At 40.4% G+C, this 26,426-nt stretch carries 24 protein-coding genes and 2 tRNA genes; all 26 read right to left on the bottom strand.

The annotated features are described in order from the left end of the window. Positions 1-2: 2 nt before the first annotated feature. Positions 3-1,922, bottom strand: coding sequence for an ATP-dependent zinc metalloprotease FtsH (ftsH, locus tag AAHB12_RS23460; protein ID WP_342047431.1), 1,920 nt, complete (start codon positions 1,920-1,922; stop codon positions 3-5). 86 nt (positions 1,923-2,008) lie between these two features. Beyond that, positions 2,009-2,551: a hypoxanthine phosphoribosyltransferase gene (hpt, locus tag AAHB12_RS23455; protein WP_342047430.1), complete on the bottom strand. Its 543-nt coding sequence runs from the start codon at positions 2,549-2,551 to the stop codon at positions 2,009-2,011. After that, complete coding sequence (gene tilS / locus AAHB12_RS23450) at positions 2,548-3,975, bottom strand: tRNA lysidine(34) synthetase TilS (RefSeq protein ID WP_342047428.1); 1,428 nt, start codon at positions 3,973-3,975, stop codon at positions 2,548-2,550. Before tilS ends, hpt begins: the two co-directional genes overlap by 4 nt. A 383-nt stretch (positions 3,976-4,358) precedes the next feature. Continuing rightward, positions 4,359-6,833 (bottom strand): stage II sporulation protein E, encoded by a 2,475-nt coding sequence (spoIIE, locus tag AAHB12_RS23445; protein WP_342047426.1) that lies wholly within the window; start codon positions 6,831-6,833, stop codon positions 4,359-4,361. 489 nt (positions 6,834-7,322) lie between these two features. Further along, positions 7,323-7,394, bottom strand: a tRNA-Glu gene (locus AAHB12_RS23440). Between the two features lie 4 nt (positions 7,395-7,398). Beyond that, positions 7,399-7,475, bottom strand: a tRNA-Met gene (locus tag AAHB12_RS23435). Positions 7,476-7,678: 203 nt separating this feature from the next. Next, on the bottom strand, positions 7,679-8,137 hold the full coding sequence (locus AAHB12_RS23430; RefSeq protein ID WP_129730917.1) for a S1 domain-containing RNA-binding protein: 459 nt from the start codon (positions 8,135-8,137) through the stop codon (positions 7,679-7,681). 118 nt (positions 8,138-8,255) lie between these two features. Further along, a complete protein-coding gene (locus tag AAHB12_RS23425; protein ID WP_129730919.1) occupies positions 8,256-8,612 on the bottom strand; it encodes an FtsB family cell division protein in 357 nt (118 codons plus the stop codon). Continuing rightward, positions 8,609-9,262 carry a spore cortex biosynthesis protein YabQ gene (gene yabQ / locus AAHB12_RS23420; protein WP_342047422.1) on the bottom strand — a complete coding sequence of 218 codons (654 nt, stop codon included), beginning with the start codon at positions 9,260-9,262 and terminating at the stop codon, positions 8,609-8,611. Before yabQ ends, AAHB12_RS23425 begins: the two co-directional genes overlap by 4 nt. Beyond that, complete coding sequence (yabP, locus tag AAHB12_RS23415; protein WP_129730923.1) at positions 9,259-9,567, bottom strand: sporulation protein YabP; 309 nt, start codon at positions 9,565-9,567, stop codon at positions 9,259-9,261. Before yabP ends, yabQ begins: the two co-directional genes overlap by 4 nt. A gap of 53 nt (positions 9,568-9,620) precedes the next feature. Then, positions 9,621-9,902, bottom strand: a complete 282-nt coding sequence (locus AAHB12_RS23410; RefSeq protein ID WP_129730925.1) for an RNA-binding S4 domain-containing protein — start codon at positions 9,900-9,902, stop codon at positions 9,621-9,623. A 14-nt stretch (positions 9,903-9,916) separates the two neighbouring features. After that, on the bottom strand, positions 9,917-11,368 hold the full coding sequence (gene mazG, locus AAHB12_RS23405; protein ID WP_342047420.1) for a nucleoside triphosphate pyrophosphohydrolase: 1,452 nt from the start codon (positions 11,366-11,368) through the stop codon (positions 9,917-9,919). Continuing rightward, positions 11,365-12,969: a putative polysaccharide biosynthesis protein gene (locus AAHB12_RS23400; protein ID WP_342047418.1), complete on the bottom strand. Its 1,605-nt coding sequence runs from the start codon at positions 12,967-12,969 to the stop codon at positions 11,365-11,367. Before AAHB12_RS23400 ends, mazG begins: the two co-directional genes overlap by 4 nt. Positions 12,970-13,094: 125 nt before the next feature. Further along, positions 13,095-13,631, bottom strand: coding sequence for a stage V sporulation protein T (gene spoVT / locus AAHB12_RS23395; protein WP_129730931.1), 537 nt, complete (start codon positions 13,629-13,631; stop codon positions 13,095-13,097). Positions 13,632-13,779: 148 nt separating this feature from the next. Next, positions 13,780-17,310 (bottom strand): transcription-repair coupling factor, encoded by a 3,531-nt coding sequence (mfd, locus tag AAHB12_RS23390; protein ID WP_342047417.1) that lies wholly within the window; start codon positions 17,308-17,310, stop codon positions 13,780-13,782. A gap of 96 nt (positions 17,311-17,406) precedes the next feature. Further along, on the bottom strand, positions 17,407-17,631 hold the full coding sequence (locus AAHB12_RS23385) for an anti-sigma-F factor Fin family protein (RefSeq protein ID WP_129730935.1): 225 nt from the start codon (positions 17,629-17,631) through the stop codon (positions 17,407-17,409). A gap of 66 nt (positions 17,632-17,697) precedes the next feature. Beyond that, positions 17,698-18,261, bottom strand: a complete 564-nt coding sequence (pth, locus tag AAHB12_RS23380; protein ID WP_129730937.1) for an aminoacyl-tRNA hydrolase — start codon at positions 18,259-18,261, stop codon at positions 17,698-17,700. A 77-nt stretch (positions 18,262-18,338) separates the two neighbouring features. Continuing rightward, positions 18,339-19,292 (bottom strand): ribose-phosphate diphosphokinase, encoded by a 954-nt coding sequence (locus AAHB12_RS23375; RefSeq protein ID WP_129730939.1) that lies wholly within the window; start codon positions 19,290-19,292, stop codon positions 18,339-18,341. Between the two features lie 18 nt (positions 19,293-19,310). After that, the gene (gene glmU / locus AAHB12_RS23370; protein WP_342047410.1) at positions 19,311-20,687 is read right to left on the bottom strand and encodes a bifunctional UDP-N-acetylglucosamine diphosphorylase/glucosamine-1-phosphate N-acetyltransferase GlmU; all 1,377 of its coding nucleotides are present in this window, start codon (positions 20,685-20,687) and stop codon (positions 19,311-19,313) included. A 414-nt stretch (positions 20,688-21,101) separates the two neighbouring features. Further along, on the bottom strand, positions 21,102-21,395 hold the full coding sequence (spoVG, locus tag AAHB12_RS23365; RefSeq protein ID WP_129730942.1) for a septation regulator SpoVG: 294 nt from the start codon (positions 21,393-21,395) through the stop codon (positions 21,102-21,104). A 263-nt stretch (positions 21,396-21,658) separates the two neighbouring features. Beyond that, positions 21,659-22,036 (bottom strand): RidA family protein, encoded by a 378-nt coding sequence (locus AAHB12_RS23360; RefSeq protein ID WP_129730944.1) that lies wholly within the window; start codon positions 22,034-22,036, stop codon positions 21,659-21,661. Positions 22,037-22,086: 50 nt separating this feature from the next. Continuing rightward, a complete protein-coding gene (purR, locus tag AAHB12_RS23355) occupies positions 22,087-22,947 on the bottom strand; it encodes a pur operon repressor (protein WP_342047406.1) in 861 nt (286 codons plus the stop codon). 54 nt (positions 22,948-23,001) lie between these two features. Further along, complete coding sequence (ispE, locus tag AAHB12_RS23350) at positions 23,002-23,871, bottom strand: 4-(cytidine 5'-diphospho)-2-C-methyl-D-erythritol kinase (RefSeq protein ID WP_342047405.1); 870 nt, start codon at positions 23,869-23,871, stop codon at positions 23,002-23,004. 167 nt (positions 23,872-24,038) lie between these two features. Then, positions 24,039-24,221, bottom strand: a complete 183-nt coding sequence (locus AAHB12_RS23345; protein ID WP_129730950.1) for a small, acid-soluble spore protein, alpha/beta type — start codon at positions 24,219-24,221, stop codon at positions 24,039-24,041. Positions 24,222-24,317: 96 nt separating this feature from the next. Then, on the bottom strand, positions 24,318-24,587 hold the full coding sequence (gene veg / locus AAHB12_RS23340) for a biofilm formation stimulator Veg (protein ID WP_129730952.1): 270 nt from the start codon (positions 24,585-24,587) through the stop codon (positions 24,318-24,320). Positions 24,588-25,247: 660 nt separating this feature from the next. After that, positions 25,248-26,123 (bottom strand): sporulation peptidase YabG, encoded by an 876-nt coding sequence (gene yabG / locus AAHB12_RS23335; RefSeq protein WP_342047404.1) that lies wholly within the window; start codon positions 26,121-26,123, stop codon positions 25,248-25,250. Positions 26,124-26,426 lie beyond the last annotated feature (303 nt).

The raw sequence follows: 26,426 nt of genomic DNA, 5'->3' as shown, positions 1-26,426 counted from the left end.
CGTCACTCCTTCTCTTTAGGCTCTTCAGCACCTGGCTCTTCTTTTTTTGCGGAGATATTGACCTTCACCTCGTCAGCATATGAGCTTTTCTTACGCTCCGGCAATACACCGTTTTCGTACAAGCCCTTAATCTGCTCCGCATCAAGAGTTTCCACTTCAAGCAATGTTTTCGCAATGATTTCAAGCTTGTCGCGCTTATCTGTTAAAATTTCCTTTGCACGCGCATAGCTTTCTTTCATAATACGCTGAATTTCCATATCAATTTCGTGCGCAATTGCATCACTATAATTTTGTTCAGAATGGAAATCCCTGCCAAGGAATACTTGCCCCTGCGGACTACCAAATTGCATCGGTCCAAGCTTATCACTCATACCAAATTCTGTTACCATTCGTCTTGCAATACCTGTCGCACGTTGGAAATCGTTATGAGCTCCTGTACTAACCTCACCGAATACGATATCCTCCGCAACACGACCGCCAAGTAAACCAACAATTTTATCAAGCAATTCTGGTTTTGTCATAAAGTAACGATCTTCCTTTGGAAGCATAACAGCATAGCCGCCTGCTTGACCACGTGGGACAATTGTTACCTTATGTACCATATCAGCTTCATCTAGCACCGTACCAATTACTGTATGGCCTGCTTCATGGTACGCAACAATATTTCGCTCTTTTTCAGAAATTACCCGACTTTTCTTGGCCGGACCAGCAATTACACGATCTGTCGCTTCGTCAATATCTGTCATATCAATTCGTTTCTTATTCTGACGAGCTGCCACAAGAGCCGCCTCATTTAATAAGTTTTCAAGATCAGCACCGGAAAATCCTGGTGTACGCGCTGCAATTGCTCTTAAATCTACTGTATCATCAAGAGGTTTATTACGCGCATGTACCTTAAGGACTGCTTCACGACCATTTACGTCTGGACGATCTACCGTAATTTGACGGTCAAAACGCCCCGGACGCAGTAAGGCTGGATCCAAAATATCTGGTCTATTCGTTGCAGCGACAATAATAATGCCTTCATTAGCACCGAACCCGTCCATCTCTACAAGCAACTGGTTTAAGGTTTGTTCACGCTCATCATGACCGCCGCCTAGACCTGCGCCACGCTGACGGCCTACCGCATCAATTTCATCAATAAAAATAATACAAGGGGCATTTTTCTTCGCGTTTTCGAATAAATCACGAACACGGGAAGCACCGACACCGACAAACATCTCTACAAAGTCAGAACCACTAATAGAGAAGAATGGTACACCGGCTTCACCTGCCACAGCTCTCGCAAGAAGTGTTTTACCTGTTCCTGGAGGGCCTACTAATAACACACCTTTCGGGATACGAGCGCCGAGCTCTGCAAACTTGCGCGGATCCTTCAAAAATTCTACAACCTCTACAAGTTCTTGTTTCTCTTCATCTGCACCTGCTACATCTCTAAAGCGTACCTTTTTCTTATCATCGTTATATAGCTTCGCCTTACTTTTCCCAAAATTCATCACACGGCTTCCTCCGCCCTGCGCCTGATTTAAAAGGAAAAAGAAAAGGATGAAGATAATCACAAACGGAATGATAGAAGTAAAGAACGTCACCCACGCACTTGTTTCTTCTGCAGGTTGATAATCAATCTTTGTATTCTTTACCTTTTCGTTGATTTTTCTTTGCAATTCCTCAGTATTCGGGGCATATGTAACGAAATAATCTTCTTGACTAGAATCACTAAATTGCCCCTTTACCTCAAATACACCGCCGTTTTTAGGCTGGAGTTCAACGCTGCGTACTTCTCCGCCCTCCAATCTAGAAACGAATGTGTCATAGCTAATCGACTTTGTTTGCTGAGTAGAACCATTAAAGTAGCTCACAACACCGATTACAACAAGAAATATAAGTAAATAAAAGATGGTATTACGGAAGATGCGATTCATCCCTGACCTCCTCTCACAGCATACACACTTATAGTAAATATTAACATAGAAAAACCTTCTTATCCAAATGTAAAGCCTTCATAATATTAATTTGAATAAACACTTGGTTTTAATACCCCAATATAGGGAAGGTTGCGATATTGCTCTCTGTAATCTAAGCCGTAGCCGACAACGAATGCATTTGGCACTTGAAAACCTACATAATTTGCTTCAATATCCACTTTTCGTCCTGACGGCTTATCCAATAATGTGACAATTTTCACGGACTTAGCTTTACGGTACTTAAATAGATCCACAAGGTAGCTTAATGTAAGTCCACTGTCAATAATATCTTCTACAATTAAGATATCCCGTCCTTCTACAGAAGTATCAAGATCCTTTAAAATTTTCACTTCACCGCTAGACGTTGTAGAATTTCCATAGCTGGAAACTGCCATAAAGTCCATTTCAAGATATGTCTCTACACGTTTTAAAAGATCTGCCATAAAAGGCATAGCACCTTTCAGTACCCCAACAGCTAAAGGAAGAGTGCCCTTATAATCCTCTGTAATAATAGCACCAAGTTCTTTAAGCTTTTGTTGTATTTCTTCCTCTGAAATGAGTACTTGCTCAATATCTTGATTCATCATCTGTTTATCCTCCTAGAAGACTCCTTGCTTTTGTAACGAATAATTATGTAACCTTTTTCTTCATCAGCCTTTTCTGAAATTACTGATGCTTGCTTCAGCAAAGGCAGCCAAAGAATTGTTCCTTTTGCATCACAAACGATAGGCCATTCCTCTCTCTTGTGTATTGGTATCTTTTCTTCAATAAAGATAGCTTTTATCTTTTTGGAACCATTCATACCTTTAACATGCATGCGATCTCCATTCATTCTGGAACGAACAACAAGAGGAGTAGAAACAACGCCTTTCGGTGCAACAAATACAGCACCATCGTTTGGATAAAGAACTTCCTTACTAAATTCTGCTATCAATTCATCACCGTTTGGCAAAATGATTGTCCCAGGGACAGACATCGTATAAGAGAAAGGAGCGGCTTTCTCTTCTAAAAATCCAAAACTACATTCTTCATATGTACGAGTTACTTTCAGTCCTTCTGGAAAATCTAGAGATCCTGAAGGATGGGAACGCTTTAGAAAAGACAGTACTTGCTCAATATGTATAGAAGATAGTGATGAAGGAAGCTTAGAATTATAAAGATAGTTTAATATTAGTTGAATCCCTCTCCTTTGTAAAGGCATAGGCAATGATTCAAAGTCAGGAATTGACAGTGCAACCTGTATTTTGTTTTCTTTTCTAATTATTTTATTCATTCTTTGGATGGCTAATTCCTGCAAATAGTCTTCATCCTCTTGAATAAACTTGCTGAAATTTTGAAATTTTTCATGCACAACAGGGTTTTCTTCTTTTAGGCGAGGAAGAACATATTTACGAAACCGATTTCTTGTGTATGTATCTTTATTATTACTTGGATCCACACGAGGAACAATTCCTTTATTGTAGCAATATTGTTCAATTTCTTGCTTTGTTACAGCTAAAAGGGGTCGTATAATCATACCATGACTGAACGCTCTCTTTACTGACATACCCGCATAACCTTTCATACTGCTGCCCCTTACAAGACGCATGAGGATCGTCTCGATCTGGTCATCGCCATGATGACCAAGTGCAAGGGCATTTGCCCTATATTTGTTCATTACCTCTTCTAAGAAACGATAGCGGCACTCTCTTGCAGCAGTTTGAGCTCCAAGGTGATGCTCCTTCTGATAAGCAGCCACAGGAATTCGAGCGGATTCAAATGGGATCTGAAGCTGTTCGCATATACTGCGTACATAAAGAAGATCCTCCCATGACTCTTCTCCTCGAAACATATGATCCACATGTGCTACAACGATGAAGAGATCCTCCCTCTCTTTTCGTTCCATTAAATAATACAATAACGCAAGCGAGTCAACTCCTCCTGAGACAGCAACAACTACTTTCGCACCGGCATTAAGCATTTCATGTTTTGCTACAAAGGCATCTACTTTCTGAACAAATTCATCCTTCAATATTATAATCACCCTTCATCGATTGAAACCTATTAAGCTTATAAGCATAATCGTACCACTTTTTATGATTTGTCTGCAAAAGAAACACCCGCAACAAATTTTACAAATATCGATCAAGAAAACTCGCCGACTGAGGAGCCCACTCTTGGGTGAATACAGAGGCGTAGCGACACTTATACCGTGCTCCTAAAATTTCTGGATACGTCGAATCTGCTTTAGCTGGAAATGTATACTCCCCCTTATATCGTAAACACAAAGAAGACCCGAGGTTTGCACCTTGGATCTTCGCCAATGCTTTCCATGTCTAGCCATGAAAGAACCCAGCAACATTTCGTACCCCATCCTATTCCTATCTTTGACGGAGGAAACAATTTTTATACATCCTATGCTTGTTTACTAAACACCGGAATGGTTGCCCATTTCGGCATTGTTTTATCTACCTTGGCTACTACTACTGTCATATCATCTTCAATAAAGCCATTGCGGGAGCGAATGACTTCCTCCATTAAAATGTCCGCAATTTCCTGTGGATCCTCCGTCTGCAGTTCTTTAACTTTTCGTTTCATCCACATCTCATGATTTTCCACATGCTTTGGCCCCTCAAAGATGCCATCACTCATCATAATGAGAATATCCCCCATTTTAAGTTGCTCACTTACTACATCAACTTCAAAATCTTGGATCATCCCCATTGGCAAATTACTTGCTTCTATTTTAATCACACGATCACCACGTTTTACAAAGCTTGGTGTAGAGCCGATTTTCAAAAATTTGGCACTGGCGTCCCGCAAATCAATCATGGCCAAATCTAATGTGGTAAAAATCTCTTCGGTCGTTCTTAGTGATAAAATAGAGTTAATCGATTTGATGGCAATAGTCTCATCAATACCAGATTGGAGAATTTTTTGCAGAAGCTTTAACGTTTCTTTGCTTTCGCGATGCGCCCGCTCCCCATTTCCCATTCCATCGCTAATAGCTATAGCATATTTTCCAATGCTCAGCTCCATCGTAGAGTAAGAATCACCGGATACAAGTCCGCCCCCTTTCGCAGCGGTAGCAAGTCCCGTATCAATAGAAAAGGTTTTTGCGGAACCAAAACATACATTACTATAACCATTTGGATACTGTGAGGGCTCTTCAAGCTTTACAACAATTGTTTCCTTGAGAATATCTGATAACATCGGCGCAAGCAGTTTTTCACATTCACCACGCTGATTTGATGCAGTTGGAATTGTCATTTCTATATCAACATTGCCTTGGTCAAGACAATAAATATCTACATGTCCAATCTCTATCCCGAATTCTCGAAATGCTTCGAGAATTTGTTCTTCCTGTATTTGATGATTCTCCTTCTCTCTCTGGATTTCTTTAGCGAAATCCTCCATTACCTTCGATACACCAAGAAGCTGCTCCGCAACAAGACGGCGACCCTCCATCATTTGTTTCTTCAGCTTCTGTTCATTATAAAAATGAAACAACTCTTGATTGATTAACTCTGTTACGCGTGTTCCTCTAACACAATATTTATCCCATTCTCTCATTAACTTCGTATTTCTTTGCAGAGTCCCTTCCTGCGTTTCCTGCATAATCTCCCGTAAATAATCATAGGTCTTATCAAAGTTCACTGCCCAGCACTGCTCTCGCTTAAAGCATGTTTGGCATGTTTTTGCCGTAATACCGCTTAAAAATATATCAGCTTCTTTCTCTTGATCCTCTTCTTCTACATACCCATAAACAGCAAAGCTACCAGATAGCGCTTGAAATACATTAGCAAATTGCGTAATCTTATTTGATGTAACATCACGCATACGACGTAAATATTGCTGTTGATCTGTTGAATGCTCATTTGTTCCAGGGACAAACTTTGCAAGTTTCTCCATGATAAATTTTGGAGTGAGAAGAAACATGATAATGGCAACCACTGACTCTAACAGCGTCACCGCTATATCCGCCTGCTTGTCTACATAAAGAGCAATCAAGCTTGTCCCAATTAAAAGTCCTAATCCGACCCCAATACGCTTCCCTTCCTTCAATAGGCCTCCCAAAAGCCCGGAAAAGGCAAGCAAACTAAGCTGATATAAACTGGCGACATTTGCAAGACTTAAAATCAAACCTGTCACTACTCCTACCGTCGAACCAATTGTAGCTCCAGCCACATATGCCGCCAACAGGACAAGATATCTAGTGAATATATGCTGAATCGATAAGTGATATAAAAACCAGTCTGTTGTTCCTGTCAAAACAGAAGCTAGTAAAATGATTAAACAAACAATTTCTTCCGTTTCTAGAGATTGCTGTTTCCCTTTCCGTTCCGTAAGTAGGGGAACGCTTTGTAAAAAAATCATCGTTAATACAAAACTCAAGCCCGCTTCAATTGTGCTCATAAATACGTCATATAGGATTAAGGACCCCTGCTGAAAATATACAACAGACAGATGAGCTGTTAATGCAGAGAGAAATACTTGAAATGGCACAAGTCCCACAGTTTTTGTTGTAAACCTACCAAAAACAATATTGTATATGAAGAACATAAAGATAGAGGCAAAGGTGAAGGTTGTGTTTTCAATCGAGACAGTAAAGGCTCCCCCCATAACAGCGAGAAAAGCTAATGCTATTTTATCTCGCTTCATAATATACACAGCTGCAAAAAATGGAAGAGCAAATGGTAAAATATTTGTTAGGATATATGCACGCCCCAAAAGAAAGCCTACCAACGCAATAACAAATCCCCAGCGGAAGAAAACATGTTCCACCCATGTTTTCAGCTTGCTTGTCCAACGTGAGAGGGCTAGCGGTCCACGATTTATAGCCACTAAGTCAGAGTTCGGATTGACAGTATTTTTTCCTGTCCTTGACATACTCTTAACACCACCCGCATAATTTATTAATTGTAATTATAAATGGTATAAAGGGTAAATTTTGTCAAAATAACAGAAACTAATTTCAGAATTGTTCGACTTTTTAATAGAAATCCTTCCATTTCTATACATAAACAGTTAGACTATCATAAATTATTTGTAATATCTTTAGAGGAATCGTCTTTTTTGACTAATAGCATCGAATACAAGGTATATTTATTTTGAAGAATCCAAAGAATCTGTAAGATGGGGCAAACAAGAAACAATGTTTAGAAAGCAAGCTTGTTCACAAAGAAGAACGAAGAGGGGAATTAATATAAAGAAAACCTGCCGACTGGCGAGCCGTGCCCTTTAGCGAAGGCGAAGGCGTAGCTGCACTTATACTGTACTCCTAAAATTTCTCGCTACGTCGAATGGTCTTCCAGCTAGAAATTTATACTTTCTTAAAGTGCAAAAGAGCTAAACCACAATGGTTTAGCTCTTTTTAGATGACCCGTACGGGATTCGAACCCGTGTTACCGCCGTGAAAGGGCGGTGTCTTAACCGCTTGACCAACGGGCCTTTATGGTAGCGGCGGAGGGGATCGAACCCCCGACCTTACGGGTATGAACCGTACGCTCTAGCCAGCTGAGCTACACCGCCATATCTTGGTCATCCAACGGACAAGACTTATAATATCAATAATCTTAAAAAGTGTCAACATAAAATCCAAAGTTTTTTAGAGTATATAAAGAAAACTCGTCGAATTGTCTTCTAGCTAGAAATTTATACTTTCTTAAAGTGAAATAAAAAGGCACCCGAACTGCGTTCTCGAGTGCCTATATTTTGAAAGGATAAACAGCAAGTTACCCGCGTCTCGCGCCGCGACCGCCTCGTTTTGACTCTGTATTACGCTTTAAGGAAGATAAACGATCTTCGCTATCCTTTAAAAAGCGTGCCATTTTCTGTTCAAAGTTTTCTTTCACTACACCACGGGGTTCGCCGCCACGATCACGGTTATACGGACGAGGGCGCTGTGGACGTCCAGAACGCTGTTGTTGCTGTTGTTCACCCTCTGGTACCGGTGGACGATCCTTAGCCTTTTTAATAGATAATCCTATCTTTCCGTCCTTTTCAACATTAATCACTTTTACTTCTACTTGATCGCCGATTTTTAAGTGATCATTAATATCTTTAACATAATTATCCGCTACTTCGCTAATATGAACGAGACCAGTTAGCCCTTCTGGCAGCTCCACAAAAGCCCCAAAATTAGTGATACCTGTTACTTTCCCTTGTAACTTGCTGCCTACCTCAATTGACATAAAAAAAATGCTCCTCCTTAATTTTTCAAAAGTCAAGTTTCCTTTATTATATATGATTGTAAAATATAGTGTCAATGAACGACATATGCCTTACAAGCATTTGGAAAAAACCGGTTCTTCATTTAGCAACCGGAAAAATAGTTTCTCCCTCTTTGGAAAAAAAATAGTCTCTTCTAGCAATCTTAGCAATATACTCATCGTCGTTCAGCTGTTTAATCTCATCCTTTAAGCCTTTTTCCTCCGCCGACATTGCTTCCATTTCCTTTGAAAGCTTCTCTACTTCCTTTTGCTTCTCTTTAATACTTACATTTTGCTGATAGAAGGTGATATTTGACCCTACCACAACGGTACAGGAAAATAGAAAAAACACAAGGAGTCGGCGCAAAAGGTGTTTTTTCTTCGAATTGTCTGATTGTATAGTATGCTGAAGATTCTCTGTTGGATTCTCCGTTACATACTTTCTTAGTTCCCTCATTTCCGAGGTCCCCCTAACCATCGTTTAATGTATTCCCACCATTTTAAGACTATCACTTTCACTTTCTGGATTTTCTTTAAAATTCCTGCATATTTCTTCACAAAAATTTTAACACGGTTGGGAAGGAGTTTCCATACTATAACTCCAATTAAACGAAGAGGAGCCAAAATGATTTTCCAAATAAGAAGCAGGAGCTGTACAATCAGTCTGTAAAAGAGAAGAGAAGTTGTCCTTAACAGCTGAAGCAAAAGCAAGATGCATGTAAATAAAAACTGAAAAAGATATACAATCGGTCTAATAATAAGGATTTTGACAAGCATCTCTAATAAACGATACGTACGAACAACAGTCCGGATGATTGCCTCAAGTACTGCCATGTATAAGGTTTTGAGCAGACTTTGATAAGCTGCAAAACCACATACTAAAGCAACAAACACATAAAACCTAAGCTCTGCTTCATTTACGAGCAGCAGCACATAAAAAACAAACATAGCTTGGACAGCCCAAAATACAATATCATGGACAAATACAACCCAGCGGTTTCGTCTAGGACGTTTTAGAAAACGTTGGTACGTGTCAAGGGCCGCACCGACCCATGCACCCATACCAACCATAGAAAGCATTGTGTAGAATTGAATGGTTAGACTCATTTAAATAGCTTGCTAAAGAAGCCTTTAGCCTTCTCCGATTGATGTTCATCTATATAGGCCATTTCGTAAACCTTGCCTTTGATCGACACAATGCCCTTTTCTACATCCAAGTTCTTCATTTGCAAATTTTGTCCCCGGATTGTGAGAAATCCCATGACTGTTTCTAACAAGAATTCTTCACTGTCAAAGCTCTCCACCTGCTTTACACCCGTAATGTCAAGGAGTCTTCTCCCACGCATAATAACGTCATGCTCGACAGAGGCATTTTGATTATTTAAAGAAGTTGCCTGGTAGCCCTTATTCATGCTCTTCCCCCCATGGCTCATACTGTTATCAATGTATGAAGGGGACATTTTTTTTAGAACAAGCCTTCAGATTGTTCTGTTTGTACTTTTTCTTCCTTCACAACTGTATACATGGAAGGAGCGTCTTCCTTTTTGGTTGTTTCCTTCAGCTCGTTCACCTTGACTGTTACAATTTTCTGTCCAAATCGAACGGTTAGCTCATCATTTACTTTTACGACTGAACTGGCTTTTGCAGGTAGACCGTTAATAGAAATGCGACCTTGGTCAGCTACTTCCTTAGCTAATGTTCTTCTTTTAATTAAACGGGATACCTTTAAAAATTTATCTAATCTCATACTATTCCTCCTGCTTATATTCCTTTGCTTTTTGCTTCTTCCCAAAGTACATCCAGTTCTTCAAGCGTACATGACTTCATATCCTTGTTCACTTCTGCTGTCTTCATCTCTATGTAGGAAAAACGTTTCAAAAACTTGCGATTTGTTGCATGCACGGCCTCTTCCGGATTAATCTTGTAGTAACGGGCAATATTTACAAACGCAAACAATATATCCCCGAATTCAGAGACCATTCTCTCTTCATTCATTTCTCCCAGCTCTTGCTGAAATTCATTCCATTCCTCACTTACCTTTTCTATCATCGGCTTTACATCATCCCAGTCAAATCCAACCTTTGCAGCTTTCTTCTGTAATTCATAGGCCTGCAGCAGCTGCGGCAAGCTTTTCGGGATACCCGATAAAACAGATTCTTTCACACGATCCTTTTCGTTGTTTTTGATTTCTTCCCAGTTTGCTAGGACCTCATCAGCAGTCGTTGCTTCTACACTGCCAAACACGTGCGGATGACGACGAACCATTTTTTCTGATAATGTGCGAATCACATCATCGATAGAAAACCAGCCTTCATCCTCTCCAATCTGTGCATGCAGCAGTACCTGAAGTAAAACGTCTCCAAGTTCCTCGACAATATGGTCATCATCTTCCTCATCAATTGCATCAAGAAGCTCGTACGCCTCTTCAATTAAATATTTCTTTAACGAAACATTCGTCTGCTCCTTATCCCACGGACAGCCATTTGGGCCACGGAGCTCTGCAATAATGCTGCGCAGCACGTCAAACTGTTGATACAGTACAGATTTTTCTTTAACAGGCGGAACATATACACTCGTTAAATTATTTAATTCCGCTTCATGATCTAATTCATGCAAAGGCACCTTTTTTAAACTCTCAAAGGATGTACCCGCAGCAGTTACAATGTATACCTCATATTCATCGGGAAGCATCTCCATCAATGTTAACTTTACCTCTGAGGCAATAAATGCATCATATACCTGACAGAATACAAGATGATGACGCAATTCCAATTGTCCTCTCTCAAAGGACGTCGCATCTACAAGCTGAAACCCCTCAATCGGGTCAATTTGCAGGCTCGCAAATAAAGGATCTAGGAAGCTTTGTCCTCCTTCTACTCTTACGCGAATACCAGCAGCCTGGCCCTTTTCCAATAAAAGCTGTACCGTCCGTTCTGCTACGAGGGGATGCCCAGGAACAGCATAGATAATCTCCTGCTCCTTTGCCTTTGTAAGTAATGTTTCCGCAATTGTCTCGTATACCTGTTCAAAGGAATCGTGTGCCTCATATACATCATCGAAGGATGTATATGCAATTCCTTCCTCCTCTAAGTCCTTAACAACGGGATGCTCCTTTGTGCGCAAGTAAAGATGCGATGCTCGCTGAATGCTTCGATATACGCCAAGCGTAAGCTGCTCTAACTCTCCGGCACCAAGTCCTAAAATTGTAATCATGCACCCTTCTCCTTTCTCATTTTCTTTTGAAATGAAATCTCTCTACGATGCAACAATGCACCGAGTTCTTCCTCCGTAAAAACATGAAGCTTCACAAGAAAAATAAGATACACCAATCCACCGAGTACTGCTCCTGCAATAGCTTCAACTGATGCCCCACTGCGACTCGCTCCTGGAAATACAGACTCTACAATAAATAAATAGAGCATTAAAAAAAGAGCCATAGCCCCACAAGAAAGCACTATCCTAATAAGAGCAAACCACTCTATAAGAGAAGTGCAAACCACACGAGCAAGAAGAAAGAAATTTAGTATGACAATCAGCATTAATGAAATAACAGTCGCAACCGCCGCTCCTTTTACTCCTAGCTCAGGAATGAGAATAATGTTTGCCGTATATTTCGCAACAGCACCAACCAGTGTGAAGAGGGCAGGAGCCGCTGTATACCCTAGTCCTTGCAAAACAGTTGCAGATGTAATGGCCAAGGCGCTAAATAAGATCGAAAACCCTAAAATGGCCAGCAGGTCAGAGCCTGCCTGATTTTCAAACAGCATTATATTTGTTGGCTTTATAATGCAAGCAAGACCAACAGATGCTCCTAGTCCAATGACAAGTGTAACCTTTACAGCAAGACGGAGTTTGCCTCTAATGAGTGCTGTATCTTTTCTCCGCCGCGCTTCCGTCATCACAGGAATAAGTGCCAATGAAAAAGAAGTGGCAACAACAGTGCCTAGCTGTACAAGCGGAATTCCTCTATCGTATATCCCTTTTATTACTTTTGCCCTATCCGCAAATTCTCCTGCTCCGATCAACATATTGTACACTGTCAAAGAGTCAACAAATTGCATAACAATCAGAACAAGATTGCTAACACAAATTGTGATCCCTTGCCAAAATAACGCCCTCATAATCATTCCCTTTTTAGAAATGCTGCTCCACCGGCGAAAGAGGACATGCTGCAAATTGCGACGTAGAAATAGCCATAACACCACAGCACTGACCATTCCCCCAACTACTGACCCAAACATTGCACCTGCCCCAATTGTATATACATCAAAATCGTTTGCAACAAAATACAATGATAACAAAACAATTGTAGACACACGGAGCAATTGTTCAGTTACTTGTGAGACAGCGGTTGGCAGCATATTATACGAGCCTTGAAAATATCCCCGCACCATAGAGATGAATGGCATAAATAAAAAGCAAAAGGATGCAACTCGTACAATCTTGTAGAGCTGCTCATCTCCCATCATTCGTGCAACAAAATGGGACGCAGCAAACAAGAATAGGAACACGATGGTACAAAGTAGTGTCAAGAGCCAAAAAGAAATAGAAAGGATATCTCTCACTCGTTCCTCCTTTCCATCCTCCTTCTGTTCAGCAATCATTTTAGAAATTACGGCAGGAAAGCCGTATACTGCAAAAGTAAGACAAAGACCATATATCGGATATACTTGCTGATATGTATAAAATGCAATATCTCCCGCAATATTTTGATAAGGAATTCGATAAAATGCACTTAAAATTTTTGTAATTAAACCCGCTGCTGTCAAAATAACTGCACCGTGCCAAAAGGCAGAATATTTTTTGGCTTTCATAAAAATCTCCTTCTTTGCCAGGCTCTTACGTATTATATATCACAACTTGGCAAACGGGGAATTCACAACTTCCTAAAGTGTAAATTATCATAGCAAAAAAAGGCAGCGACATGCTGCCTTTTTTCCTACTGCTCCATCTGCTTTGCCAAAAAGCTCGCTGCTGTTTCAACAGCTTTCTGCTCAACATCTCCAATAACTTTATCTTTAGAGAGAATGATGACTGCACCGATTGGATCACCGTTTGCAATGATGGGTCCAACCGTATAGGATGTAACAGTTTCTTTTATCCCGTCTACGATGGAAATTTCACTTTCATCTGTCATTACAACGGAATTTCGATCATCCATCACCTTTTCAACTAAGTCACCGATATTTTTATTTAAATATTCTTTTTTGGAAACGCCCGAAACCGAAATAATAGTATCACGATCGCAAATTAATACTGTATGTCCTAAGCTATCATATAATGCATCTGCATATTCCTTTGCAAAATCACTCAATTCACTGATTGGAGAGTATTTTTTCAAAATGACTTCTCCATCGCGGTCCACAAAAATCTCTAATGGGTCTCCTTCACGAATGCGAAGGGTTCTACGAATTTCTTTTGGAATAACTACTCTACCTAAATCATCAATTCGACGTACTATGCCAGTTGCTTTCATTCTAATGCTGCCTCACTTTCTACTTGATGATAAAAGTGGTGATTTGTTCTATCTTCTCCTTTTCATGTAAAAATCACCAACTGTTAAGCATAGTATTGTTCACTGTGAAGGTTCTATGCACGTCGAATTGCATTTTTTATTTCTTTAGTCAAGCATTTACAACTTCTTTTTTCGCATTGGGCAAACCTCGCAGTAAATTCTCTGTAATCGTCAGCCATCTAGATGGCTCAATACCCTTTACATCGATGATTACCTTTAACCTTGATCCCTCCATGCCAAGATGAGTCATAGTTCCAAGACTGCTGCTTAGCATATAGAGCTTTCCACCATCTATAGTTTGAGTTGCCTGTTCAGAGAACAAAAGGGTTACCTGCTGCTTTAGCTGCTTGATGGACTCAATACGCTCCTGTGCAGCAAGCACCTTGATCAAGGCAATTTGCAATAAATAGCCAACCTGCTGCGGGTAATCGCCAAAGCGGTCTATCATTTCCTCTTGAAGCCCTTCAATATCTTCTATAGAGGATATCCCCTTAAATTGCTTATACATCATAATTTTTTGCTTGCTGTCGGAAATGTACGTATCCGGAAGGTAAGCATCTACTTCAAGATCTATCTCTACATCAAAGTATGGCTGTTCTCCCGTATCGCCTCTTCGTTGTTCAATCGCTTCCTTCAGCATTTGGGAGTATAAATCAAAACCAACAGAATCAATAAAACCATGCTGCTCTGCACCTAACAAGTTCCCGGCACCACGAATAGACAAATCACGCATTGCAATTTTAAATCCCGACCCAAGCTCTGTAAATTCTTTAATAGCTTGTAATCGTTTTTCTGCTACTTCCGCTAACACCTTATCCTTCTTATACGTAAAATACGCATACGCAACACGATTAGAACGACCTACGCGACCGCGTAGCTGATACAACTGTGACAGCCCCATACGATCAGCATCCTGCACAATTAGCGTATTTACGTTTGGAATATCAACTCCTGTTTCGATGATCGTGGTACTAACAAGAACATCATATTGACCATCTAAAAATGCAAGCATGACTGATTCCAATTCACCTTCATTCATTCTTCCATGAGCAAAGGTTACACGTGCATCAGGGATAAGCATGGAAATCTCTTCTGCTTTCCGCTCAATATCTTCTACACGATTATATAAAAAGTATACTTGACCATCCCGGGCCAGCTCCCGTTCGATTGCTTCTCGAATTAGGGCAGGATTATACTCTACTACATATGTTTGAACTGGAAAGCGGTTCTCCGGAGGTGTCTCAATAACGGATAAATCACGAACACCCAGCATCGACATATGAAGCGTACGCGGTATTGGTGTTGCCGTTAACGTTAAGACATCGATATTAGCTTTCATCTGTTTAATCTTCTCTTTGTGCGTTACACCGAAGCGTTGCTCTTCATCAATAATCAGAAGACCTAAATCTTTAAAGATAATGTCCTTGGATAAAAGACGATGCGTCCCTACTACAACATCTATCGTTCCATCCTTTAACCCTTTCATTGTTTCGTTCTGCTGCTTTCGTGTGCGGAATCGATTTAGCACACCAATATTAATGGGATAATCTTGAAAACGCTCTCGAATTGTTTCATAGTGTTGTTGCGCTAAAATAGTTGTCGGAACAAGAATTGCCACCTGTTTTTCATCCATAATGGCTTTAAATGCTGCCCGAATAGCAACTTCTGTTTTTCCATAGCCAACATCGCCACATAATAAGCGATCCATAGGGCGGGAGCGTTCCATATCTTTTTTAATCTCAGTGATTGAACGCAACTGATCCTCTGTTTCTTGGTATGGGAAAGAGGACTCAAACTCGCGCTGCTCTAACGCATCTGGAGAAAAGGCATAGCCCTTTGATGCTTCACGCTCAGCATACAGCTTAATTAAATCATCAGCGATATTTTGAACCGATTTCTCTACCTTTGTTTTAACACGCTTCCAGTCTGTTCCACCCAGCTTATAAATCTTTGGTTCCTTTCCTTCTGAACCAATGTACTTCTGCACTTGATCAATTTGCTCAACTGGGACATACAGCTTATCATTTCCTTGATATTTAATATGCAAATAATCTTTATGCACACCATTAATCTCTAGAGTTTCAATACCAAAGAACTTACCGATACCGTGATTTACATGGACAACATGATCTCCAACCTTCAATTCGGAATAGCTCTTAATACGCTCAGCATTAGAGAGCTTTTGTCTGCGCTGCGGCTTTTTCGCCTTTTTATTAAAAAGCTCCTTCTCGGTAATGACCGCAAGCCTTTGCATTGGCAGTTCAAATCCCGCATGAAGATCGCCCCTGGCAATCTGTATACGTTCTGGAATAAGCTGCACAGAATCTGGTAGAACATCAACATCTATCTCATAATCATTCAAAATTTTCTCAAGCTTCTTCATTCTTTCTTCATTTGCCCCTAATATCACAACAGTGGAATGGCTCTTTTTCCACCGGTCAATCTCTGCTTTAAATAGATTCATTTGACCATGAAAATCCTGCATGGTCTTACATGTTACATTGACGATATTTTGTGGGTGCGTATGAGGAATATGACGAAGGAATAGAGTTAAATATAAAAAGCTGCGATCCCGCTGCTGCAGAAGCTTTGTGAAATCATGAGAAAAAGCTAAATCTTGTACAATAGCTCCTTCCTCAAGCAGCGCTATATACCATTCCGCTTCTTCCTTCTCTAACTGATCTGCAGTTTCTTGAATGCGTGAGATTTCATCTAGTATCACAATACCCGTATCCGGCAAATAGTCTATAAGACTAGCAGGCTGTGGATAAAAAAGAGACAGATACTTAAACATTTGTTCAATTATTTGTCCATTCTTTAGCTTTTCCAACTCATGAGTAACTGTTTCTACTAGCAGCTCCTTCAGCTTTTCATCTTTAAGCTTTTTAACTGTCTTCGTTAATTCCTGTTCTAGCTTCATCGTTCCTTGGCGAAGCTCTTCATCGGCAAATATAAATTCTGTTGCTGGTCCAAAGGAAATAGCTGAAACTTTCTCCTGAGAACGTTGATCTTCTACTGTAAACGTACGAATAGAATCAATTTCTGTATCAAAAAACTCGAGGCGAATTGGTAGTTCCTCAGTAAGCGGGTATAAATCTAGAATACCACCGCGAATACTAAAGTCTCCGGGCGCCTCCACCATCGATTTTCGTTCATAGCCCATATAAGCTAGAATACGAGCCATATGCTCTAAATCGACTTCCTCGCCGACCCTTAATTCAATTTGCTGCTGCGCCCAAAGTTCCTTTGCAGGAAGAAAACGGCGCAAACCAGCTAAAGGTGCAACTACAATAGCAGGCTCATTCTGAACAAGATGGTTGAGTACCTCGATTCGCTGCGCTTTTAATTCCGGGCTCGCTACTCCTATCTCTGAAGCAATCAACTCGTTAACAGGATATAGCCATACTTCATTTTCACCCAAAATGGATACCATATCCTCATAAACCTTTTGTGCCTGATATAAATTGTGCGTTACAATAAGCTGCGTACGCTTTGTTTGTTTATATAATGCAGCTGAAAGCAGCAAACGGGAAGACGTAGACATCCCGGACACTAACTGTTCTTTCAATCCCTCGTTCAATCCATTTAAAACAGACTGAACCTCCTTACTTTCATAAAAGCTCTCCAATAATCCTATCATCGTCAAAACCCCTCTCGACAAAAGAGCAAGTTAATATATTTTTATGCAGCATACTTGCAAATAGCAAACAGAAAAATGCTTTGGACAAGCCAAAGCTTATTGCAAAAATGTGTCGTATTCATAATAATGTGGATTATGCTGCAAAGTATCCTGACACGATTCGCAAATGGTTTTTACAAATAAATTCCCATTTTCATCGAAGTGTGTCATTTCTAACTGTTCTTCATTTGTTAAATTCCCTAAAACCATTTCCTGTGCTTCTTCTCCTTCAATGGAGCCAACCTTGTATCCACAATAACGACAATAATAATGGGCGTTCATGCCATCCTCCTGAACTTTTTGCAATTATTACTAGTATGGATGAAATGGCGTAGAATTATTCGTCCTTTATTGTCCGTTAAAGGTATTCATAACTTGTAAAAAAGGTGCAGATAACCATTGTTCACATGCATCAGCACTTTTTTGAATAGAATGTTGTACCTCTGACATTTCTTCTGCTGCAAATCGTCCTAGTACATAGTCCACAACCTTCATGCCGTGCTTGGGACGATCAATCCCCATCCGAATGCGATTAAATTCCTGCGTCCCTAAGTGCGCAATCGTAGACTTGATTCCATTATGTCCACCGGCACTTCCCTTTGTACGTAACCGCAGCTTTCCAACTGGCAAATCTAAATCATCATACAGTACAATGAAGTCGGCAACTTCAATTTTATAGTAATCAAGAAGTGGACGAATACTTTCTCCAGATAAATTCATGTACGTGAGCGGCTTCAATAAGATTACCTTCTCCCCATTTACGACACCAGACCCGAATATTCCTTTAAATTTTTGTTGATTTAATGGAATATTCCAACGCTTTGACAATTCATCGATTACCATAAACCCAATATTATGCCTTGTTGCTTCATATTCTCTTCCCGGATTTCCAAGTCCTGCAATTAGCTTCATTCTTTTCCCTTCTTTCTATCCTTGATGCGAAAAGACGTAACCTCGTCTCAGGTTACGTCTAACTTGCTATATAAAAATCAATCAAATAATGTACTTACAGATTGTTTTTCGTAAACGCGGATAATCGCTTCTCCGAGTAATGGGCCTACAGATAACTCCCTGATCTTTTCAATCTTCTTCTCCTCTGGAAGCAAAATTGAATTTGTCACAACAAGCTCTTTAATTTTGGAGTTTTGAATGCGTTCGATTGCAGGACCAGACAGGACTGGGTGTGTACAACATGCATATACCTCTGCCGCGCCATTTTCTATAAGAGCATTTGCTGCTAGAGTAATGGTACCGGCTGTATCAATAATATCATCGATCAGAATAGCTGTTTTTCCTTCAATATGACCAACAATATTCATAATCTCTGCCACATTCGGTCTAGGGCGGCGCTTATCAATAATTGCAATTGGAGCTTTTAAGCGGTCTGCCAGCTTTCTTGCACGCGTTACTCCACCATGGTCAGGGGAGACAACAACAACATCCTTTAATTCCTTCTTTGAGAAATAATCAGCAAGAATCGGTACACCCATAAGATGATCAATTGGAATATCGAAGAAACCTTGAAGTTGTGGAGCATGCAAATCAAGTGTAATTACACGAGTTGCACCTGCTGTTTCCAAAAGGTTAGCCACAAGTTTTGCAGTAATCGGTTCACGCGCACGTGCTTTACGGTCTTGACGTGCATAGCCATAATATGGTATCACAATGTTAACAGTTTTAGCGGATGCACGTTTTAAAGCATCAATCATGATTAATAGCTCCATAATGTGCTCATTTACCGGATAGCTTGTAGATTGGATGACAAACACGTCACAACCACGAATGCTCTCCTCAATATTAATCTGAATTTCACCATCGCTAAAACGGGTTACGGAGCATTCTCCTAATTTTACACCAATTCGCTCTGCGATTTGTTCCGCAACAACCTTATTGGAATTAAGTGAGAATACCTTCAAGTTTGAATTTAAATACTGATTAGGCATTAAAATGAACCCTCCACATTAGTTTTTCTTCTGTAACATTTTCTCTACATAGTCTTGCTTATTCACTTGACGCGCACGCGCAATCGATAACGCTTTTGCAGGTACATGATCCGTAATGGTTGAACCTGCTGCAACATAGGCTCCTTCTCCTACCGTTACAGGTGCAACAAGGTTGGAGTTACAGCCAATGAAAGCACCATCGCCAATAACAGTTTTGAACTTATTTTCACCATCGTAGTTTACCGTAATGGAGCCACAGCCAAGATTCACATCTGTGCCTACCTCTGCATCTCCAATATAGCTAAGATGAGATGCCTTACTTCCATCACCAAAGATAGACTTTTTAATTTCTACGAAGTTTCCAACACGCACATCATTACCAATTATAGAATCAGGACGAATATGAGCAAAAGGTCCAATAGCAACATCATTGCCAATTCTGCTATCGTGAACAGTAGATTGACGAATTGCGGTTCCGTTTCCTACTCCACTATCCTTTAATGTTGTATGCGGCCCAATGACACAATCAGAACCAATTGTTGTTTCTCCTTCAATCACTGTTCCTGGATAGATAATTGTATCACTTCCAATTACTGCATCTGCGGAAATATACGTATTGTTAGGATCGATTAACGTAACACCGTTCATCATATGCTTTTGATTAATGCGCTTTTTCATAATATCTTCTGCTTGTGATAGAGCAATTCTGTCATTTACCCCTAATGTTTCTTCAAAGCGATCTGTTTGGTAGGCGGAAACAATTGAGCCTTCCTTTTTTAAGATTTCAATAACATCGGGCAAATAATACTCCCCTTGCACATTTTCATTTGAAACCTTTTTAAGCGATTCAAATAATGCCTGATTGTCAAAGCAATATGTGCCTGTATTGATTTCGCGAAGCTTTCTCTCATCATCGCTTGCATCCTTATGCTCAACAATCTTCTCCACATATCCTTTATCATTACGAACAATGCGTCCATATCCAGTCGGGTCTTCTATATAAGCCGTCAACACTGTCGCTTTTGCACCCATCTCTTCATGGTGTTGTAACAATGCTTCCATCGTTTCAGCAGTAATTAAAGGCGTATCACCGCAAATGACAAGAGTGGTTCCTGTTTCTTGTCCTAGCAAAGATACAGCTTGTGATACCGCATGCGCTGTGCCTAGCTGCTCTGCCTGCAAGGCAAATTTACTTTGCTCTCCCAACTGTTCTTTCACTAATTCCGCACCGTGGCCTACAATTGTAACAATTTCTTGCAAGCCCAGCTGTGACACCTGCTCAACTACATGCTGCACCATTGGCTTTCCACAAACAGGGTGAAGTACTTTATACAACTTGGACTTCATGCGTGTTCCCTGCCCTGCTGCCAAAATGATCGCAAATCGATTTGACATATAAACCCTCCATCACAACCTATTTATCCATTAAGAATATTATCCTAAAACGTTTTTTATTTCAAGAAACGAAGCACAACTATTAAATTTTACCACAGCTTTTACCCATTGTTGTATTATTGTTATCTATTTTTTCAAGAAGTGAAACATATCTTAAAGCTTATGGAGAAAAAAAGATAGGGATGAGGAATTTATCATGGGGATTACGTTTCATTTCAATCTCTTCAGACGCTCCTGCAATATTTGCATAACCTATTTATTGTAGTGGAGCAAACGTACATTAGCCTTAGAAGGTGACAAAATACATGAGGGATATCTTCAAGTCCATTGTTTTTCCACCTAAACATAAAAACAAACTCCTGTTTTCCAGGAGCCTGCCTTACGCAAAAATGCCTTTTCGACTTTTTGGTTATTTTATGAAGCACCTGCTTCTTCAAACTCAACCTCTTCTAGTTCACCTAAACGGTGATACTCTGCTAATACAGCATCCTGAATTTTAGAGCGTGTATTAGAATTAATTGGATGCGCGATATCACGGAATTCTCCATCCGGAGTGCGCTTGCTTGGCATTGCTACGAATAAGCCGTTATTACCATCAATCACTCGAATATCATGGACTACAAACTCATGATCCAGTGTGATAGATGCAATAGCTCTCATGCGGCCTTCTGTGCTTACGCGGCGTAATCTTACGTCAGTCACTTCCATCTTATGTTCACCACCCTTTTCCATAAATCAGCGATATGGAGTATAAATTCCACAATCTTTTGGTTATTCCTTCAAATTTTTAAAAATTTTCAAAATAAACTGTTATGGCACATAAGATGGTTATATTTTCCACACTGTAAGAAACTGTAAATACCCAACTAGAAGTGAAATCGACGTAGCGAGAAATTTTAGGAATAAAGTATAAGTGCAACTACGCCTCTGTCTTCGCCCAAGAGCAAAGCTCGCCAGTCGGCGAGTTTTCTTTATGCCTGCACGAGAGCGATTACTTCGATTTCAACCGCTACATCTTTTGGCAATCGCGCTACCTGTACACAAGAGCGTGCAGGTTTATGCTCAGAGAAATATTGTCCGTATACCTCATTTACATCATTAAAGTCATTCATATCGCTTAAAAATACTGTTGTTTTGACAACGCTTTCGAATGATGCCCCTGCTTCCTCTAAAACTGCTTTTAAGTTTGCAAACACTTGATGTGTCTGTTCTTTCACATCTCCTGTAACAAGCTGGCCCTCCGCTGTTAATGGGATTTGTCCTGAGCTGTAAAACATGTTTCCAGCGATAATCCCTTGTGAATATGGACCAATTGCTTGCGGTGCTTTTACAGTATGTACGATTTTCATATTATCTCACCTTTTCCTCTTCAAAATGTATGTATGAAAGAAGATAAAGCTTATAGCTTTATCTCTTCTTCTGATACCATTTCTTCTTTAAATTCAGGGAGAGCATAATTTCCTTTTACCACTTCAATCACCTTATCTCTCGTATTCACTTCAGATAAACGGATTAAAGAAACATATTCCTCAATTAAACGCTCCTCAATATGATCAGCCTCTACAAGTACACCGATCCCAATCACATTTGCTTGAAATTCCTCCAGCATACTAATCATTCCCTGAATTGTGCCTCCTGCCTTCATGAAGTCATCAACAATGAGGACATTCGCACCTTCTGGTATACTTCTTTTCGCAAGAGTCATTGTTTGGATACGCTTGGATGAACCAGATACATAGTTGATACTTACAGTAGGCCCCTCAGTCACCCTACTGTCTTTACGAGCAATCACTACAGGCACATCCAAATAATTTGCTACTGCATAAGCAAGCGGAATTCCTTTTGTCGCAACTGTCATAACTGCATCAACCTGCTGACCCGCAAATAAAGAAGCAAACAACCGGCCTGCTCCATTAATATAACGAGGATTACTTAATAAGTCTGTCATGTATAAATAGCCGCCCGGAAGAAGACGCTCTGGATTTGCCAACTGCCTGCAAAGCTCTTCAATCAACGCATCCGCCTCTATACTATTCATATACGGGATATACTTTACTCCTCCTGCTGCACCAGGTATCGTCTGCAACGTGCCGACTCCTTGTTGCTCAAACGTTTGCTTAATGATAACCAAATCCTCACTAATAGAGGATTTGGCAGACTGATACCGTTCAGCAAAAAAAGTGAGAGAAACTAAGCGACGAGGATGTTGCAATAAATAATACGTCATATCAACCAATCTTGTACTACGTCTTGTTTTCATACCCTCACCTCAAATCACGAATATTCTAAACAAATCATAACGCATCATACGTATCTATTCAAGTCTTTCTCGTTCGCCAAGCGTACGTACCGCATAGACTTGCTCACAGAATCCCTTTAATCCGTTATAAATACGATGCATGCGTGAATCATGGTGGGCTAATGCAAATACAGTTGGTCCACTTCCGCTCATCAATACAGCATCTGCCCCAAACCTTCTCATTTGCTCCTTTATATGCGCAACCTCAGGATGCATGCGAAACGTTACATCTTCCAAGACATTTCCAACTGAATGACAAATACCTTCATAATCACTGTGCTGGATACTATGAATCATTTGATCCACGTTTGGATGAGTAATCCGGTCAATCTGCAGATTGCGGTATACCTCAGCTGTTGAAACACCAATTTGCGGTTTAGCTAAAACAACCCAACATGGAGGCGGCGCAGGAATATGCTCGATTTTCTCTCCTCTCCCAGTCGCAATTGCAGTTCCTCCATATACACAAAACGAAACATCTGATCCTATTTCAGCACCAATTTCCGCTAGTTCATCCATACTGAGCCCAAGTCCCCAGATTTTGTTTAAACCGCGTAGCGCCGCTGCTGCATCACTGCTCCCCCCAGCAAGACCCGCAGCTACCGGGATTGTTTTTTCGATCGCTATGGAAACTCCTTGTCGAATACCGAAGCGTCTCTTTAAGAGATCGGCTGCCTGATACGCAAGGTTTCGCTGATCATCTGGTACATACCGATTGTGTGAAACAACTTCAATACGATTTTCCTCCAATGGAGTAAGTTCTAAATGGTCAGCTAGGTCGATTGTTGTCATAATCATCCTGACCTCATGATACCCATCGTTTCTCTTTCTTAACACATCCAAGGACAAGTTAATTTTGGCTGGTGCTTTCACTAGCAGCTTCAAACTTTTCACCTACTCTATGTACTCAATCTTTTACCGTCTATTTTATCATAAAATTAACAATGCCATGCTGTTCTTCCATACATATAGACACATTATAAAGGAAACCCAATAAAAAGAAAAAACCGAGGAATTTCTCCCTCGGCGCCGCAGCATAGAAAATCGATAAGCTATTGATTTCGTTGATTTGCCAGATGCTGCTCTGCAAGTTCAATAGCACGTTTCACCATATTCCCTGCATCTTTGGCACGAATACCGCCCCAGCCCTCTGTTTTTACAACATCATAAAATCCAAGCTCTTTCGCAAGTTCTTCTTTAAATTGCTCAGACATAATCCCTCTTCTTCTGCTCAATATTAAGAACCCCCTTTTCAGCTGCTTTATTAACTAGTATGCAAAATAATAAAGCTCTCACTCATGGTACTTTATGTAATGATATAAATAGATAATTTATTGTCCGCCCCATGCTATGTCACTGCCATGCTCATCTAGAAAAGTCAATTCCACTGTTTCCGTTAAAATGTCCGCGTAACTGTAAGATACACGCTGAAATGTATCCTCCTGCTGGTCCAACTGTACGACAAAAACGGAAGGGTATGTTTCTGCCAAAAATCCAGATCTCTCAATCGTTTTTCTTCGCCCACTATTTGCTTTTAATGTAAGCCTTCTGCCAAGCTGGTTATCCAAAACGGTTTTAATCTCACTCAACTGCTTCGCCATTTCTCGCTGCACCTCGCTGTTTTCAGTTTTTGCTGCTCAACATACATAGCTTGTACTCATTTCATATTTTTTATGTATCTAAAGAAAACTCGCCGACTGGCGAGCCCCGCCTTTGGGCGAAGACAGAGGCGTAGTTGCACTTATACTGTATTCCTAAAATTTCTCACTACGTCGAATTGTCCCCTAGCTAGAAATTTATATTTTCTTACAGTGTAAAGAAAACTCGCCGACTGGCGAGCCCTGCCTTTGGGCAAAGACAGAGGCGTAGTTGCACTTATACTGTATTCCTAAAATTTCTCACTACGTCGAATTGTCCCCTAGCTAGAAATTTATATTTTCTTACAGTGTAAAGAAAACTCGCCGACTGGCGAGCCCCGCCTTTGGGCGAAGACAGAGGCGTAGTTGCACTTATACTGTATTCCTAAAATTTCTCACTACGTCGAATTGTCCCCTAGCTAGAAATTTATATTTTCTTACAGTGTAAAGAAAACTCGCCGACTGGCGAGCCCTGCCTTTGAGCGAAGACAGAGGCGTAGCTCTACTTATACTGTCTCCCTAAAATTTCCGAATACGTCGAGTCCACTTCCGGCTAGAAATTTATACTTCTTAAGGTGTAAAAGCTGATAGTAAACAAGCAAGGACAAAGCCCTTGCTTGTTTACTACTCCTCGTAATATTGGAATGGCAAGCCTGTTCGCAATATCCCTTTCGTCTCAATACCGCCAAGCCCTCTCTCCCCTGTGATTGTATTCCGTATAACATCCCACACATTCACCCGCTCCATAAAAGAGGTGAAGCTGATTTTCGCCACAACGTACACAGGGTCTAGAGCATGAATATTAATCCGTGATGGTGAACTGGCAAAATTGGCTCCCGCTCGGATTAGTGCTTCAAAGTTCGACTGACAGGCTCCTGCAAAAATCACTAAATGATCTAGTGATGGATATTTCTTTCTTGCTTCTCGGACAGCCTGTACAAAGTGTCTAGAATGGCGATATGCTTTCATTTCATTCATTTTCCCTTTTGTTTTTGCATAAGCATCATGCCCTGTAATCACAAGAATATCTGGTTGATAATAATCAAGTAATCCCCCAATCTTTTCATGCATTTCTGTTTCTTTGCAATGCACCCCTTGTACAGGAACTCCTATCTTTGTGTATAAGTCTAAGCACTTCTGTAGATATAGTGGATCTCCATCTAAGTGAAGTACTCGCCCAGGCACTTGAAAGTAGCTGACTTCGTTCGTGTATCCTCCCGTAGAATAATATTCATTACGCTGCTTTGCTAAATGGTGATCTTGTTGAAATAAACGATATGCCTTTTCAAGTGTATCAATTACTTGCTTTTCTCTAGCCTTATATTCACGCTGACCAACTATAATCAAATCATCTATGGGTGCATCAGCTTCGATACGGAACTCTGCTCCAAAAAGAATCGCAAGGGTCTTTCCGTTCTCTTCTTTAATTTCTGTAACACGAAAAAGAAGATCACGTTGATAAGACTTTCTTTCCACTAAATCTCCAACCTTTACCTCCATTCCTTTCTACCTCCAGCCTCATAAGTGCGCAGGGTATAACTGCAACGTTGTTGTTCTGTTTTTAGCCTATGAGAAAATTAAAAAAGCGTGACTAAGAAAGATAAATCAGGGGTGAATCTCTCCTAAGACAGGTCAAGAAAACTCACTAATTGGCGAAGGCAGAGGCGTAGTTGCCCTTATACTTTATTCCTAAAATTTCTCACTGCGTCGAATTGTCTTCTAGTGAGAAATTTATACTTTCTTAAAGTGAAAAAAACCGCCTTTCTCAAAAAGGCGGATGATTTCAGCACACGTACTGTAACG

This window comes from Bacillus sp. OTU530, assembly GCF_038440375.1.
This window is presented reverse-complemented; position numbering and strand designations above follow the sequence as displayed.

Coding starts and splice junctions, on each gene's coding strand:
- ftsH (WP_342047431.1), bottom strand. CDS start 1,922: ATGAATCGCATCTTCCGTAATACCATCTTTTATTTACTTATATTTCTT.
- hpt (WP_342047430.1), bottom strand. CDS start 2,551: ATGATGAATCAAGATATTGAGCAAGTACTCATTTCAGAGGAAGAAATA.
- spoIIE (WP_342047426.1), bottom strand. CDS start 6,833: ATGTCAAGGACAGGAAAAAATACTGTCAATCCGAACTCTGACTTAGTG.
- AAHB12_RS23430 (WP_129730917.1), bottom strand. CDS start 8,137: ATGTCAATTGAGGTAGGCAGCAAGTTACAAGGGAAAGTAACAGGTATC.
- AAHB12_RS23425 (WP_129730919.1), bottom strand. CDS start 8,612: ATGAGGGAACTAAGAAAGTATGTAACGGAGAATCCAACAGAGAATCTT.
- yabQ (WP_342047422.1), bottom strand. CDS start 9,262: ATGAGTCTAACCATTCAATTCTACACAATGCTTTCTATGGTTGGTATG.
- yabP (WP_129730923.1), bottom strand. CDS start 9,567: ATGAATAAGGGCTACCAGGCAACTTCTTTAAATAATCAAAATGCCTCT.
- AAHB12_RS23410 (WP_129730925.1), bottom strand. CDS start 9,902: ATGAGATTAGATAAATTTTTAAAGGTATCCCGTTTAATTAAAAGAAGA.
- mazG (WP_342047420.1), bottom strand. CDS start 11,368: ATGATTACAATTTTAGGACTTGGTGCCGGAGAGTTAGAGCAGCTTACG.
- AAHB12_RS23400 (WP_342047418.1), bottom strand. CDS start 12,969: ATGAAAGCCAAAAAATATTCTGCCTTTTGGCACGGTGCAGTTATTTTG.
- spoVT (WP_129730931.1), bottom strand. CDS start 13,631: ATGAAAGCAACTGGCATAGTACGTCGAATTGATGATTTAGGTAGAGTA.
- mfd (WP_342047417.1), bottom strand. CDS start 17,310: ATGATAGGATTATTGGAGAGCTTTTATGAAAGTAAGGAGGTTCAGTCT.
- AAHB12_RS23385 (WP_129730935.1), bottom strand. CDS start 17,631: ATGAACGCCCATTATTATTGTCGTTATTGTGGATACAAGGTTGGCTCC.
- pth (WP_129730937.1), bottom strand. CDS start 18,261: ATGAAGCTAATTGCAGGACTTGGAAATCCGGGAAGAGAATATGAAGCA.
- AAHB12_RS23375 (WP_129730939.1), bottom strand. CDS start 19,292: ATGCCTAATCAGTATTTAAATTCAAACTTGAAGGTATTCTCACTTAAT.
- glmU (WP_342047410.1), bottom strand. CDS start 20,687: ATGTCAAATCGATTTGCGATCATTTTGGCAGCAGGGCAGGGAACACGC.
- spoVG (WP_129730942.1), bottom strand. CDS start 21,395: ATGGAAGTGACTGACGTAAGATTACGCCGCGTAAGCACAGAAGGCCGC.
- AAHB12_RS23360 (WP_129730944.1), bottom strand. CDS start 22,036: ATGAAAATCGTACATACTGTAAAAGCACCGCAAGCAATTGGTCCATAT.
- purR (WP_342047406.1), bottom strand. CDS start 22,947: ATGAAAACAAGACGTAGTACAAGATTGGTTGATATGACGTATTATTTA.
- veg (WP_129730952.1), bottom strand. CDS start 24,587: ATGGCGAAGCAGTTGAGTGAGATTAAAACCGTTTTGGATAACCAGCTT.
- yabG (WP_342047404.1), bottom strand. CDS start 26,123: ATGGAGGTAAAGGTTGGAGATTTAGTGGAAAGAAAGTCTTATCAACGT.